We start from the raw sequence: 14,186 nt of genomic DNA, 5'->3' as shown, positions 1-14,186 counted from the left end.
GCTGCGCTGGCCGCAAGGCGGCCAAGCCGCCGGCCCGGCCTCCGCGAGCGGCCAGGGCAAGGCGGCGTGAAAGCCTGAAGCCCGCGCCTATTGAGACTGTGACTGGCTCTGGCTCTGCGTCGGCGCCATGCGCACCTTGACCTCCATGGTCTCGCCGGAGCCGCCGGCGCGCGCGCCGCGGATCGGCGCCGCGCTCAGATAATCGAGGGCGATGGCGAGCCGGACATGGCGTTCGCCCGGCGAGACGCCATGCGCCGGATCGAAGCCCACCCAGCCGAGATCGGGCACATGGGCCTCCGCCCAGGCATGGCCGGCGACCTGCTCCTCGCCATCCGAGCGCAGGTAATAGCCGCTGACATAGCGGGCCGGCGCGCCGATCGCTCGCGCGCAGGCGATGAAGAGATGGGCGAAGTCCTGGCACACGCCCTTGCCATGCTCGAAAGCCTCGGCCGCCGTCGTCGCGGCGTGGGTGGCGTCGGCGTCGAATTCCATTCTGTCGTAGATCGCCGAAAGCAGCGCGTGCAGCGACGCCAGCGCGCCGTTTTCGCCCGCCGTGGCGGCGCGGGCGAAATCGGCGATGGCCGGGCTCGGCGCCGTCAGCGGCGTCGCGTGCAGATAGAGCATGGGCGGGAAGCGCTCAAGCGCGCCCGAGGCGACGCCCGCCGTATCGAAAGTGGTGACGTCGCCCTCGACCATGGTCGCGATGGAGTCAAAGGGACCGTCCGCGGTGAAGCGATGCACGATATTGCCGAAGGCGTCCTCGGCGCTGATCAGCCGGCAATCGCGATCGACGTCGATGCGCCAATCCTTCACATGCTGGCCGTCATAATTGCGCGGCGTCAGGCGCAAATGCTGGATCGCGGATTTCGCGGGCTCCTGATAGCGATAGGTCGTTTCGTGGCGGATGCGGATGCGCATGTGCGGTCCATCGGAAAGAAGAAGCCGCCGCGCGCCGAGGGGGAGCGCGCGGCGGGCCGCCTTACCCATCTATCCATGGGAAAGGCGGCGGAAATCAGAAGAGATATTGCTCCGAGATCAGCGCGCCGAGCCGGTTGTTCTCGCTGATGAAGCTCTGCACGAATTCGTGCAGCCCGCCCTGGAAGACGCTTTCCATGGTGAGCGTCTCGAGCTTGCCGTAGACGCTGCGCGCCTGCCGCTGCGCCGCGCCCTGGCGTCCATGGGCGCGGGCCAGGCTGTCGAGATTGCGCACGATGCTCTCGTAGCAGGAAATGAGGGAGCGCGGCATTTCCGGGCGCAGGATCAGAAGATCGGCGACGAGCCAGGGCTTCATGCTGGTGCGATAGACCCAGTGATAGGCCGTATGCGCCGAGACCGCGCGCAGAATGGCCGACCATTGGAAATAATCGAGCGAGCCGCCGACGACTTCCTTCTCGGGGAGCAGCACGTGATATTTCACGTCGAGCAGGCGCGCCGTATTGTCCGCGCGTTCGACGAAGAGGCCGACGCGCGAGAACCAATAGGCGTCGTTGCGCAGCATGGTGCGATAGGCGCCGCCGTCATAGGTGAGCGAGGTCTGTTTCACGAATTCCAGGAAGCGGCCGAGCTCGTCCGACGAATAGGCGCCGCGGCGCGCCTCCATCGCCTTCAATTCGAGATAGGCGCCGTTGATCGCCTCCCACATCTCCACCGTCAGCGCGGTGCGCACGGCGCGGGCGTTGGTGCGCGCGCTTTCGAGACAGTTGCGGATGGAGCTCGGATTCTCGCGGGAGAAGGTGAGGAACTCGACGACATTCGCCTCGGTCACGGGCTTGCCGGTCTTCTCGAAGGCGACCGCGGCCCCCGAGGAGAGCAGCACGCTGCCCCATTCCGTATCCTCGCCGCCATAGGCCTTGGGCAGCGCCGCGAGGCGCCGCGAGGCCTCGATGGCGCGCGCCAGGAAGTCGGCGCGCTCCATGTAGCGCGCGAGCCAATAGAGATTGTCGGCGGTGCTTGACAGCATGGGGCGTTCCGTTTGCGCGCGCTCGCGGCTGATGTCTTGCCTGATCGTCGCGAGAGCGGCGGGGAGAATGTGAGCGGCCTCGGCGTCCTGGCTGCGCCGCTCGAATTCCTCGAAAGAGCGCGCGCCGTCGAGCATCAGGCCTGCCCCATGATTGCGTCGTCGATCACCCAGGTGTCCTTGGTCCCGCCGCCCTGACTGGAATTCACCACGAGCGATTTCTCGGTCATGGCGACGCGGGTGAGGCCGCCCGGCACGACGCGCACGCCATTGGCGCCCGAAAGGACGAAGGGCCGCAGATCGACATGGCGGGGCGCGACGCCCTGCGCCACGGAGATCGGACAGGTCGAGAGCGCGAGCGTGGGCTGGGCGATGAAATTGTCCGGATGCGCTTTCAGCTTCGCGCGGAACTCCTCGACCTGCGCCCTGGAGGCGTGCGGGCCGACCAGCATGCCATAGCCGCCCGAACCGTTCACTTCCTTCACCACCAGCTCTTCGAGATGGTCGAGGACGTAAGCAAGCGCCTCCGGCTCGCGGCAGCGCCAGGTCGGGACATTCTGCAGCAGCGGCTCCTCGCCGAGATAGAAGCGGATGACGTCCGGCATGTAGGTATACATCGCCTTGTCGTCGGCGACCCCGGCGCCGACTGCATTTGCGAGCGTCACATTGCCTGCGTGATAGGCGCCGATGAGGCCGGCGACGCCGAGCGCCGAATCCGGACGGAAGGTCAGCGGATCGAGGAAATCGTCGTCGATGCGGCGATAAATGACGTCGACGCGGCGCGGCCCCTCGGTCGTGCGCATATAGACGACGTCGTCCCTGACGAAGAGATCGCGCCCCTCGACGAGCTCGACGCCCAGCTTGTCGGCGAGGAAAGAATGCTCGTAATAGGCCGAGTTGAACTGGCCGGGCGTCATCAGCGCGATGGTCGGCTCGCTCGACGCCTTGGGCGGCGCGACGGAGCGCAGCGTCGCCAGCAATTCGTCGGGGTAGTCCTCGATCGGCGCCACGCGGTGCATGGCGAAGAGATCGGGGAAGAGCCGCATCATCACTTCGCGGTTTTCGAGCATGTAGGAGACGCCGGACGGCGTTCGGGCGTTATCCTCCAGCACGTAGAAGCCGTGATCGTCCGTGCGCACGATGTCGACGCCGGCGATATGGACATAGACGTCGTGCGGCACGCGGCGGCCCGCCATCTCCGGGCAATAGCCGGGATTGCCGTAGACGAGCTCGCTCGGAACCTTGCCGGCCTTGAGGATTTCGCCCTTGCCGTAAATGTCCTTGAGGAAAAGGTTCAGGGCCGTGACGCGCTGGACGAGGCCTTTTTCCAGCGCCGTCCATTCGCTGCGGGCGATGATGCGCGGCAGAATGTCGAAGGGGATGAGGCGCTCGGTGGCCTCCTGCGCCCCGTAAACGGCGAAGGTGATGCCGATGCGCCGGAAGAGCAGCTCGGCCTGTTCGCGGCGCGAGGCGAGGAGGGCCGGCGGCGTCGCGGCGAGCCATTGGGAAAGCTTTTGATAGGGAGCGCGGGTCGCGCCGTCGGCGCCGCCCATTTCGTCGAATTGCGTCACGCGATGATCCACTTGTCGACGCTCCTCTCTCTGCCGCGCGCGCTTCTCTTACGAGCGCTTCGGCGTCACGCTGCAGGGACATGACACAAGAAGCGTGCCAGCCGGCCGCCGGGCTGGGCGTCCGCGCTGTCACAGGATTCACACAGTGAAGATTTATCCGGCTGGATGGAAGGACGTCCGGAGGGACAGCCGTTCCTCCTCTTTGTTTTCTGCGGTAGACGGCGTGTATGAAGGCTTCGCGACGAGTCGCCGCATGTCGGGGTTCGCACGCCGCGCGCGCATTCGCCGCGGCGGCTTGCGCGCTGGCCGGGCCCGCCGCTCGCGCAGCCGAGCCCCCGCCGCCGCTCTTCAACTGGGCGGGCCTCTATGTGGGCGCGAGCCTCGGAGCGGGCGTTCCCCTCCATGGCGGCGAGCGCGTGCAGGCGGGGGCCGGCTTCATCTCATCCGCTTTCGATCTTTATCCGATGTCGAATGCGCGCGCCGGCGTCACGGCCGGCGCACAGGCGGGCTATAATTGGCGGAGCGGCCCCTGGGTTTGGGGCTTTGAGACCGATTTCAGCCTGCTCGACGGAAGGCGCGCGCCGAACGGGGCCTTCGTCTCGTCGCCGGTCTACGCCGATCCGCCGGTCTTCGCGCTGACGCCGCTGTCGAGCGCCAATTTCTTCGCCACCATTCGCGGCCGCGCCGGCGTCGCCTTCGACCGCGCGCTGGTCTACCTCACGGGCGGCGTCGCGGCGGGCGGCGCGCGCGGCCCCTCGACGCTCGCGATCAACGGCGCGACCTTCGCCGCGCCATGGTCGCAATCGTCGCGCATGAAATATGCGGTGGGCGCGGGCCTCGAATACGCCTTCGCCGACGCCTGGTCGGCGCGCGCGGAATATCTCTTCCTCAGCCAGTCGCTCAACACGCAGATTTTCGACGACGGCGCGGGGTCTACCTATTATTCGCGCATCCGCAACGAGAACCATATTCTGCGTTTCGGCCTGAACTATCATTTCGGCGAAAAGAACGAGATTCCCGGCGCCATTCAATATGGCCAGCATACGAACGGCAATGGCGCCGGCGAGGGCAAGGAGGAGCAATACAGCGTCCATGCCCAGACCACCAATGTCGCGCAGGCCTATCCGCGATTCCGCGCCGCCTATGACGGGCCCAACAGCTTTCCTTCCGGCGGTCTCGCCAATGTCGGCTCCACCTCCAATATCTTCGCCGGCCTGCGGCTTTGGGAAGGCGGCGCCGTCTATCTCAATCCGGAGGTCGACATCGGATATGGCCTCGCCAATTCCGTGGGCGCGGCCGCCTATGTGAACGGCGCCGTCGCCAAGGTCGGACGCGCCGGGCCCTATATGCGCTTCCAGCGCTATTTTCTGCGCCAGATCATCGGGCTCGGCGACGGCCGCAAGGAGCGCGATCCGGACGAAGGTTCGCACAGCGAGGTGCTCGAATCGACCCAGAACCAGATTTCGGGTCTCGTCGATCGGAACCGCCTCGTCGTCACTCTCGGCAAATTCGCGGTGGGCGACGTCTTCGACGACAATATCTACGCGCACGACCCGACGACGGGCTTTCTGAACTTCGCCTTCAATTCGATGGGCGCGCTCGATTACGCGGCCGACTCCTGGGGCTATACGCATGGCCTCGCCGTCGAATGGAAGCAGGATTGGTGGACGGCGCGCGGCGGCGTCTTCCAGCTCTCGACCGTTCCGAACGGCGTCGACATCGAGCCGCAGCTCTTCCGCCAGTTCATGAGCATCGGCGAGTTGGAGGCGCGATACGAGCTTTTCGGCGAGCCCGGCGCGATCAAATTTCTTTTCTATGGCGACAATGGGTATCTCACCAAGGTCGGCGACGCGATCAACTATTCCTTTCTCACCGGCGACTTCCCCCCGCGCTTCGACACGGCGCGCCGCCGCGCGGTGAAGACCGGCGGCGGAATCAACGTCAAGCAGCAGCTCATGCCGCATCTCGGCTTTTTCCTGCGCGCGAGCATGGACGACGGGCGCTACGAGACCGTCGACTACACCGATGTCGACCGGCAGCTCTCCATGGGCCTTGTCGCGGGCGGCGCGCTATGGGGCCGCGACGACGACGAGATCGGCCTCGCAGGCGCCTTGAGCGGCCTGCACGGCGACCGCGTGCGCTATTTCGCGCTGGGCGGCACGAGCGTCTATATTGGCGACGGCGCGCTTTCCTATGCGGGCGAGAAGAATATGGAAGCCTATTACAAGCTCGGCTTCGGCAAGAATATGGACGTCACTTTCGACTACCAGCTTCTCGTCAATCCGGCGCATAACGCCGCGCGCGGACCGATCAATGTGTTCGGCCTGCGCTATCGCGCGGCGTTCTGACGCCGTCATTGCGAGCGCAGCGAAGCAATCCAGGGGCCGTGACGAGGCTCTGGATTGCTTCGCTGCGCTCGCAATGACGGGCTAACCCAGATAATCTGGCAGACGCTTTTCGAACTCCGGAAAATAGCGCGAAATCGCGCTGACGTCGAAGCCGGAGAGAATCGATTCCTTGGGCTCGCGATCGAGCAGGAAGCGGAAAGCCGCTTCCAGAATCGCTTCGGCTTCGGCCCCCGCGCCGAGCCGCGCGACTTCGCTCCGCGCCAGCGTCACGCGATGGCGCGTCTCGCCCGCTCCCTCTCGGATCGTGACGTCGAAGACGAGCGGATCGCCGGCGCCGGCGCGCGTGACCGAGATCGTCGCGCTCACAGCGCCGCCTCTATGTCCTTCTCGATCGATTGCGGCGCATCGGTGGGCGCATAGCGCTTCACCACCTTGCCGTTTTTGTCCACGAGGAATTTGGTGAAGTTCCATTTGATCGCCTCGGAGCCGAGAATGCCCGGCGCCTCGCGCTTCAGAAGCTTGTAGAGCGGATGGGCGTTGTCGCCATTGACGTCGATCTTGGCGAACATGGGAAAGCTCACGCCATAGGTCGCGGAGCAGAAGGACGCGATCTCGCTTTCCGAGCCCGGCTCCTGCGCGCCGAACTGGTTGCAGGGGAAGCCGAGAACGACGAGGCCCTTGTCGGCGAATTTCTCATGGAGCGCCTCGAGCCCGGCATATTGCGGCGTGAAGCCGCATCTGCTCGCGACATTGACGATGAGCAGCGTCTTGCCCGCATAGTCGCGCAAGGACCTGGTCTCGCCGTCGATGGTCCTGGCCTCGATATCGTAAAGCGTCGCCATGCGCGCCTCCTTTTGGGCCGGAGGCTCGCATAAATTCTCGTCTCACGCCACCAGGCTGTCCGAGGCGCCGGACTCCGTCCCTTCTTCTTCGAGGCCGTATTCCTTCATCTTTCGATAAAGAGTCGAGCGGCCGATGCCCAGACGCCGCGCGATCTCCGACATCTGCCCGCGATAATGCGTCAGCGCGAAGCGGATCGTCTCCTTCTCCAATTCGTCGAGCTTGCGCATCTCGCCATTATTGGCGAGAAGCGGCAGCACATTGGGGTCGCGGATCTCGACGCGCACGATCTCGCGTTCGCGCGGCGGATCCGCCGCGGGCGCGAATGCCGGCGCGGGCGGCACGCGGACGTCGTAGCCGTCGACATGCGCCGCGATTTGCGGAAACTCGGCGACCGTCAGCTCGTCGCCGTCGGCGAGCACCACCGCGCGGAACACGGCGTTTTCGAGCTGGCGCACATTGCCGGGCCAGTCATAGCTTGCAAGCAGCGAGAGCGCCTCGGCCGTGACGCCGCGAATATTGCGGCCCTCTTCCGCCGCGAAGCGCGCCGCGAAACGCCGGGCGAGATCGGCGATGTCCTCGCGCCGCGCCCGCAGAGGCGGAATGCCGATCGGGAAGACGTTCAGGCGATAGAACAGATCCTCGCGGAACTGCCCGCGCTTCACCAGCTCGATGAGATTTTGATTCGTCGCCGAGACGAGGCGGATGTCGACGCGCGCGGGGCGCTTGGCGCCGACCGGATCGATCTCGCCCTCCTGCAATGCGCGCAGAAGCTTGACCTGAATATCGAGCGGCAATTCGCCGATCTCGTCGAGGAAGAGCGTGCCGCCATTTGCCTCAAGGAACTTGCCCGTATGCTTCTCCGTCGCGCCGGTGAAAGCGCCCTTTTCATGGCCGAAGAGAATCGACTCGACGAGATTGGCGGGCAGCGCGCCGCAATTCACCGTGACGAAGGGCTTGCCCTTGCGGTCGGAGCCGCCCTGGATCGCGCGCGCGACCAGCTCCTTGCCGACGCCCGATTCGCCCTCGATCAGCACCGGAATGTTGGAATGCGCCGCGCGCTCGCCCAGGCGAATCACGCGCTGCATGTCGGGGCTGCGCGAGATCAGATCCTTGAAGGTGAGGCTGCCCTGGGCGCGGCGGCTGATGCGGCGGATCTCGCCCGCGAGCGCGTCGGCGGAGAGCGCGTTCTTGATCGAGATCTGAAGGCGTTCGGCCCCGACCGGCTTCACCACGAAATCATGCGCGCCGGCGCGCATGGCGGAGATCACCGCCTCGATCGAGCCATGCGCCGTCTGCACGATGACCGGCGCGCCGATCTTGGCGTCGCGCATGCGCGTCAAGACGCCCATGCCGTCGAGATCCGGCATGACGAGATCGAGGATCAGCAGCGCGACCGGCGCGGCGCCGGGACGCGTGAGGCGCGCAAGCGCCTGCTCGCCGCCTTCGACCGTTTCCGCCTCATAGCCGAAGCGCGTGACCATGGCCTCGAGCAGGCGGCGTTGAACCGGATCGTCGTCGGCAATCAGAATAATGGATGTCATCGCGTTCCTGGCGCCCCCGCCGGCGTCGCCGCGGGGAGTCGATTTTGTCAGCGCGCTATCCTTGCCAAACAGGGTAAAGGGCGGGTTAACTTGCGCAGGGCCGCGCCCCACTATGGGACGCGAAGGGGCGACGGCGCGCGAAAATTCCCAACCGATACGGCGCCGTTCGAGCCCGGCGCGCAAGAAGCCTCCACCGCTTCGGGTTGATCGCGCTTGGGCTTTGCACATATGAAAGGGCGGTCCGTCCCGAACGCTTGCAGATGGTTTCCCCCATGCGCTTCCTCCCGCACGTCACTCGCTCTCCGGCCGAAGCCGAGGCGGCTCCTTCCGAGACTTTGCCCGAATGGAATCTCGCGGATCTATATCCAGGAGTCGACTCGCCGCAACTGAAGGCGGACCTCGCGCGTCTTTCCGGGGAGGTGGCGCAATTCGGCAGGGACTATCGCGGCAATCTCGCCGCGCTCGCCGGCGGCGCGGAGGCCGGCGCGACGCTCGGGGCGGCGCTCGCGCGCTACGAAGCCTTGCAGGACCTGCTCGGCCGGCTCATGTCCTATGCCGGGCTTCTCTATAGCGGCGACACGACCGATCCCGCGCGCGCCAAATTTTATGGCGACGTGCAGGAGAAGGTCACGAACGCCTCGGCGCAGCTCCTCTTCTTCCAGCTCGAGCTTAATCGTCTCGACGACGCGACGCTCCTCGCCGCCGCCGACAAGGCGCCGCTGTCACGCTGGAAGCCGTGGCTCGAAGACATCCGCAAGGAAAAGCCCTATGAGCTCGACGACAAGCTCGAAGAGCTCTTCCATGAGAAATACATCTCCGGCGCGGCGGCGTGGAACCGGCTCTTCGACGAGACCATCGCTTCGCTGCGCTTCAAGGTCGACGGCGAGGAGCTGGCGATCGAGCCGGTCCTCAATCTCATGCAGGACCCGCGCGAAGCGAAGCGCAAGGAGGCGGCGCAGGCGATCGGCGCGACGCTGAAGGCCAATCTTCGGACCTTTTCCCTCATCACCAACACGCTCGCCAAGGACAAGGAGATATCCGACCGCTGGCGCGGCTTTCAGGACGTCGCCGATTCGCGGCATCTTTCCAATCGCGTCGAGCGCGAGGTTGTCGAAGCGCTGGCGAAAGCCGTGAGCGACGCGCATCCTCGGCTCTCGCATCGCTATTACAAGCTCAAGGCCAAGTGGTTCAAAAAAGACGCGCTCGATTATTGGGACCGGAGCGCGCCGCTGCCGGCCGCGCCGAGCAAGCGCTACTCCTGGGAGGAGGCGCGCGGCGTCGTGCTCTCCGCCTATAAGAGCTTCGCGCCGCGCATGGCCGAGATCGCCGGCGATTTCTTCGACAAGAAATGGATCGACGCGCCGGTGCGTCCCGGCAAGGCGCCGGGCGCCTTCTCGCATCCGACCGTGCCGTCGGCGCATCCTTATGTGCTGCTCAATTTCCAGGGCAAGACGCGCGACGTGATGACGCTCGCGCATGAGCTCGGCCACGGCGTGCATCAGGTGCTCGCGGCGCGCCAGGGCGCGCTGATGGCGCCTACTCCCTTGACCCTTGCGGAAACGGCCTCCGTCTTCGGCGAGATGCTGACCTTCCGCTCGCTGCTCGCCCAGGCGGCGGACAAGGCCCAGCGGCGCTCGCTCCTCGCCTCAAAGGTCGAGGACATGCTGAGCACCGTCGTGCGCCAGATGGCCTTCTACGCTTTCGAGCGGAAGGTGCATACGGCGCGCCGCGACGGCGAGCTCACCGCCGATCAGATCTGCGATATCTGGATGAGCGTGCAGGGCGACAGCCTCGGCCCGTCGATCCGCTTGGGGCCGGGCTATGAGGCCTTCTGGGCCTATATCCCGCATTTCATCCATTCGCCCTTCTACGTCTACGCCTACGCCTTCGGCGATTGCCTGGTGAATTCGCTCTATGGCGTCTATCAGAAGGCGCATGAGGGTTTCGCCGAGCGCTATTTCGCGCTGCTGGAGGCGGGCGGCGCCAAGCCTTATGACGAGCTGCTGAAACCCTTCGGTCTCGACGCGCGCGATCCGGCCTTTTGGAACATCGGCCTCGAAATGATCGAGGGGCTCATCGGCGAGCTGGAGGCGATGGAGGAATAAGAGGCGAGGCCGAAAGGCGCGGAAATGGAAAAGGAAAGAAGCGCCTTCGAGCAAGGGATTGACGCCTTTGAGCGCGGACGGGCGCGTGAGGATTGCCCCTATGCGGCCGAAGACGAAAGGCGAAAGCTCTGGATCGAAGGCTGGGACAAAGCCAAACGCGCCGACGATCTCCATGTGGACGGCGTGCCTTGAAGGGACGGCCGCCGCTGCAAAAACGGACTCCAAATTAAAACGCCGGCCAAAGGCCGGCGTTTGGCGATCCGGGATCGTGGACCGCTTATTGCGCGCCGGCGCGGATCGAGAACTTCTCGCTGCCGCAGGTCACGGGGCCCTCATAGACCTTGCCGCTCTCATTCGGCTTGCCGGTCCAGACGCAGTCCTTCTTGCCGTCGGTGCGGTCGGTAAGGTTCAGCGTGTAGACGCCGCCCTCGATCTTGCCATCGAGCTTGTAGGTGACGACCGAGCCGTTATCGAGCTGCAGGTCGGCCTTGCCGCTGACCTTGTCGCCTTCCGTCGTCAGCGTCCAGGCGCCGTTGGCGCGCTTGATGCCCGACGTAGCGATCTCCGTGACGCTGAAGCCCGCGGCGAAAGCCGAGGCGCTGAAGGCCACGACGGCGACAGCCGTGGTCAAAGCAAGCTTGATCATCTGTTTCGCTCCCATAGATTTCGGCGTGCTGGCGGATTCGTCGGCCACAGGGAAGACTGTGCTCGAGAAACGGGGCCGTCACGCCTTCCCTGTTTCGCCGCGTGATGCGAGCGAGAACGGCGGCACTTGGCACGAAGAAGCGCTCAAGGTCAAATAAATTCGAAGTCATCTAAAGTAGGATTCCGATCGCATGAGGAGGCGCGTCGATGACTGACGAATGGCGAAAGGTCGATGATTATATCGCGGGCAAGCTGATCGCGCCCGCGGAGGGACAGGCCGCGACGTCGGAGGCCAACCGGCGAGCCGGCCTGCCGGCGATCGACGTTTCGGCCCCCCAGGGCAAATTGCTTCATCTGCTCGCCGGGTCGATCGGCGCCCGGCGCATTCTCGAAATCGGCACGCTCGGCGGCTATTCGACCATCTGGCTCGCCCGCGCGCTGGGCCAAGGCGGCATGGTCGTCACCATTGAGTTCGATCCCCGCCACGCCGAGGTCGCGCGCGAAAATATCGCTCGGGAAGGCGTGTCGGAGAAGGTCGATCTTCGCGTCGGCGCGGCGCTCGACTTATTGCCGAGGATCGAGGCCGAGGAACCGGGGCCGTTCGACCTTTCCTTCATCGACGCGGACAAGGCGAACAACGCCGCCTATTTCGACTGGGCACTGAAGCTGTCCCGGCCCGGCGCGCTCATTATCGTCGACAATGTCGTGCGTGAAGGCGCGGTCGCCGATCCGTCGACGAAGGACGATGGCGGACTCGGCGCCCGCAGGCTCTTCGATCGCGTCGCCGCCGAGCCCCGGGTGACGGCGACCGCCATCCAGACGGTCGGCGCCAAGGGGTGGGACGGGTTTCTGATCGCGCGGGTGAAATGAGAGCGCCCCCGGGCCCGCGAATATGGGGGCGGCCTCTCCGTCAGACTTCCGCCGGCCGCTTGAGCGGGCGGCGGATCGGCGCGCCGTCGGCGCCGAAGAAGGCCGCTTCGATGCGGCGGCCGTCCTCGTCATAGCGCCAGGCGATGCGGGCGGCGCCGACGTCCTTGGGGACGGTCGGCTTTCCTTCCGCGTTAAAATAGGCCTCCTCGACCTGATTGCCCTTGGCGTCATAAGCCCGGGCGACGCGCGCCGCGCCCACGCTCTTGCGCTTGGCCGGGCGCCCGTCCGCGCCGAAATACATCTCCATCACCTCGACGCGGCCTTTAGCGGGTTGCGTTTCCGCCGGCTCGGGCGAAACCCGGATGGAGCCGTCAACGGCGGCGGTCAGCTTGCCATTTTGCGAGCAACGACGCTCGCGGGAGGAAACGCGGGCGACCGTCTTGACCGGCTTTCGCGTCGTTTGCGGTTTCTGTTCCATGATCCGAAGTCACTGAAGGCGCTCCAGTCGGCCGCAGCTAGGCGGAATATGCGCGGGTGCTCTCGCCCCGCGATAGAGCTGTTTCTCAAAGCTCAACTTCCGATGGAGACGCTGCCTGCATCGGCGCGCCCGCGCGAGCGGGGAGCGCCATTCGACGCCGCTGGCCGCGGCGGGGCTTCAGATCAGGCCAGGGGGCGCCCGCGAGCCAAGCGGCGGCGTCGCGGCTTCGGCGTTCGGCAGCGCATGCTCGAAGGCGAGTCGCGCCTCGACATAAGTGAGCGCCGGCGGAATCTCGCCCACGAAAGGCGACGGCGCCGCCGCGCCGCCAAAGCCCGCGAGATGGACGACGCAGCAGGCGTCGCCATGGCGGGAGGGACGGATGGGCGCGCCGTCGAGCGGAGCGGAAGCCTTGCTGAGGCAGATGGCGTCGGCGAAGAGCGCCGCGCCGCGCGCGCTGGTGACGGCCCCGGCCGCGATACCCTGCAGGATGAGCAGATAGGCGACGAGCAGCGTCGCCGCTGTCGAGCCGAAATGCCGCGTCTTTTCGCTGCGAGGGTTCATGACGACACAAAGCTAGTCACTGACCCCGTCAAGGTCAATGGCGGCCAACGGCCAAGTTGGGACAATCGGGCGAACGACGATCTTGGACGATCAGCCTTTTACGGGAGGGCGGCCGTCCCGCAGCCATAATATGGCGGGGCTCGATCCAACCCGGCCCTGCTCCGCAGGACAACCCGGCCTCCATCCGGCCAGGAGGAGCTCAGGGGCGCCATTCCGGGGACGCCTCGGCGGCGCTTTCCTCCGTCCGGGAAATGTCGATAGCGGCGCGGACGGCCCGCAGGGCGTCGGCGACGCCGGCGCCCGTCGCCGAGGACAGGGTCAGGAGCCCTCGCCGGCTTCCAGCCGGCGGGCCGGCGCTGGCGATGGCGCGCTTCAGGCGCTCCCGCTGCTTCTTCAAATGTTCGGGATCGACGGCGTCGATCTTGGAGAGGGCGACGATCTCGGGCTTCTCGTCCAGCCCCGCGCCATAGGCGGCGAGTTCGCCGCGCACGGTCTTGTAGTCCTTGCCGGCGTGCGCGCCGGCGGCGTCGACGAGATGCAGCAGCACGCGGCAGCGCTCGATATGGCCGAGAAAGCGGTCGCCGAGGCCATGGCCCTCATGGGCGCCCTCGATCAGGCCCGGAATGTCGGCCAGAACGAATTCCCGCCCGTCCTGGCGCGCGACGCCGAGGCCGGGATGGAGGGTCGTGAAGGGATAGTCGGCGATCTTGGGCTTCGCCGCCGTGACGCTCGCGAGGAAGGTCGACTTGCCGGCGTTGGGCAGGCCGACGAGGCCGGCGTCGGCGATGAGCTTGAGGCGCAATATGATGGTGCGCTCCTCGCCCGGCTGACCGGGATTGGCGCGGCGGGGGGCGCGGTTGGTCGAGGTGGTGAAATGGGCGTTGCCGAAGCCGCCATTGCCCCCCTTGCAGATCACCACGCGCTGGCCGACCTCGGTGAGGTCGGCGATCAGCGTCTCCTCGTCCTTTTCGAAGATCTGCGTGCCGACCGGCACTTTCAGCACGGCGTCGGCGCCGCGTCCGCCGGCGCGGTTCTTGCCCATGCCGTGCATGCCGGTCTTAGCCTTGAAATGCTGCTGGTAGCGATAGTCGATCAGCGTGTTGAGGCCGTCCACGCATTCGGCCGCGACATCGCCGCCACGGCCGCCGTCGCCCCCGTCCGGCCCGCCGAACTCGATGAACTTCTCGCGCCGGAAGGAGACGCAGCCCGCGCCGCCGTCGCCGGAGCGCACATAGACCTTGGCCTGATCCAGAAATTTCATGTCAGC

At 66.0% G+C, this 14,186-nt stretch carries 14 protein-coding genes; 4 read left to right on the top strand and 10 right to left on the bottom strand.

What is annotated here, in order from left to right; genetic code table 11:
• Positions 1-87 precede the first annotated feature (87 nt).
• From ACV7JP_RS08730 to ACV7JP_RS08720, 3 genes are all read right to left on the bottom strand, one after another.
• Positions 88-918, bottom strand: a complete 831-nt coding sequence (locus ACV7JP_RS08730; protein WP_457799053.1) for a transglutaminase family protein — start codon at positions 916-918, stop codon at positions 88-90.
• 94 nt (positions 919-1,012) lie between these two features.
• Complete coding sequence (locus ACV7JP_RS08725; RefSeq protein WP_457799052.1) at positions 1,013-1,960, bottom strand: alpha-E domain-containing protein; 948 nt, start codon at positions 1,958-1,960, stop codon at positions 1,013-1,015.
• A 134-nt stretch (positions 1,961-2,094) separates the two neighbouring features.
• The gene (locus tag ACV7JP_RS08720; RefSeq protein WP_457798834.1) at positions 2,095-3,540 is read right to left on the bottom strand and encodes a circularly permuted type 2 ATP-grasp protein; all 1,446 of its coding nucleotides are present in this window, start codon (positions 3,538-3,540) and stop codon (positions 2,095-2,097) included.
• A 215-nt stretch (positions 3,541-3,755) separates the two neighbouring features.
• Between ACV7JP_RS08720 and ACV7JP_RS08715 the strand changes: the two genes are divergently transcribed.
• Complete coding sequence (locus ACV7JP_RS08715; RefSeq protein WP_457798833.1) at positions 3,756-5,876, top strand: carbohydrate porin; 2,121 nt, start codon at positions 3,756-3,758, stop codon at positions 5,874-5,876.
• Between the two features lie 81 nt (positions 5,877-5,957).
• Here ACV7JP_RS08715 and ACV7JP_RS08710 read toward each other — a convergent pair whose 3' ends face one another.
• From ACV7JP_RS08710 to ACV7JP_RS08700, 3 genes are read right to left on the bottom strand one after another with little or no spacing between them, the layout of a single operon-like run.
• Positions 5,958-6,242: a hypothetical protein gene (locus tag ACV7JP_RS08710; RefSeq protein ID WP_457798832.1), complete on the bottom strand. Its 285-nt coding sequence runs from the start codon at positions 6,240-6,242 to the stop codon at positions 5,958-5,960.
• Positions 6,239-6,718: a glutathione peroxidase gene (locus tag ACV7JP_RS08705; RefSeq protein WP_457798831.1), complete on the bottom strand. Its 480-nt coding sequence runs from the start codon at positions 6,716-6,718 to the stop codon at positions 6,239-6,241. The genes ACV7JP_RS08710 and ACV7JP_RS08705 overlap by 4 nt, the downstream gene beginning before the upstream one ends.
• 42 nt (positions 6,719-6,760) lie before the next feature.
• Complete coding sequence (locus ACV7JP_RS08700; RefSeq protein ID WP_457798830.1) at positions 6,761-8,260, bottom strand: sigma-54-dependent transcriptional regulator; 1,500 nt, start codon at positions 8,258-8,260, stop codon at positions 6,761-6,763.
• A 272-nt stretch (positions 8,261-8,532) separates the two neighbouring features.
• Here ACV7JP_RS08700 and ACV7JP_RS08695 point away from each other — a divergent pair, with 272 nt between their 5' ends.
• Positions 8,533-10,365, top strand: coding sequence for a M3 family oligoendopeptidase (locus ACV7JP_RS08695; RefSeq protein ID WP_457798829.1), 1,833 nt, complete (start codon positions 8,533-8,535; stop codon positions 10,363-10,365).
• Positions 10,366-10,389: 24 nt separating this feature from the next.
• Entirely contained in the window at positions 10,390-10,557 is a 168-nt protein-coding gene (locus ACV7JP_RS08690) for a ribosome modulation factor (protein WP_457798828.1), read from the top strand.
• An 85-nt stretch (positions 10,558-10,642) separates the two neighbouring features.
• Here the strand turns inward: ACV7JP_RS08690 and ACV7JP_RS08685 are convergent, their stop codons facing one another.
• Positions 10,643-11,011 (bottom strand): hypothetical protein, encoded by a 369-nt coding sequence (locus ACV7JP_RS08685; RefSeq protein ID WP_457798827.1) that lies wholly within the window; start codon positions 11,009-11,011, stop codon positions 10,643-10,645.
• 206 nt (positions 11,012-11,217) lie between these two features.
• Between ACV7JP_RS08685 and ACV7JP_RS08680 the strand changes: the two genes are divergently transcribed.
• Complete coding sequence (locus ACV7JP_RS08680; protein ID WP_457798826.1) at positions 11,218-11,880, top strand: O-methyltransferase; 663 nt, start codon at positions 11,218-11,220, stop codon at positions 11,878-11,880.
• A gap of 40 nt (positions 11,881-11,920) precedes the next feature.
• Here the strand turns inward: ACV7JP_RS08680 and ACV7JP_RS08675 are convergent, their stop codons facing one another.
• The 3 genes from ACV7JP_RS08675 to obgE form a co-directional block, all read right to left on the bottom strand.
• Entirely contained in the window at positions 11,921-12,358 is a 438-nt protein-coding gene (locus ACV7JP_RS08675; protein ID WP_457798825.1) for a hypothetical protein, read from the bottom strand.
• A gap of 177 nt (positions 12,359-12,535) precedes the next feature.
• Positions 12,536-12,919, bottom strand: a complete 384-nt coding sequence (locus ACV7JP_RS08670) for a DUF2946 family protein (protein WP_457798824.1) — start codon at positions 12,917-12,919, stop codon at positions 12,536-12,538.
• A 199-nt stretch (positions 12,920-13,118) separates the two neighbouring features.
• Positions 13,119-14,180 (bottom strand): GTPase ObgE, encoded by a 1,062-nt coding sequence (gene obgE, locus ACV7JP_RS08665; RefSeq protein WP_457798823.1) that lies wholly within the window; start codon positions 14,178-14,180, stop codon positions 13,119-13,121.
• Between the last annotated feature and the right edge of the window lie 6 nt (positions 14,181-14,186).

The organism is Methylocystis sp. S23 (assembly GCF_054106005.1).
The sequence above is the reverse complement of the archived record's forward strand: the minus strand, read 5'-3'. Positions and strand labels throughout refer to the sequence as shown.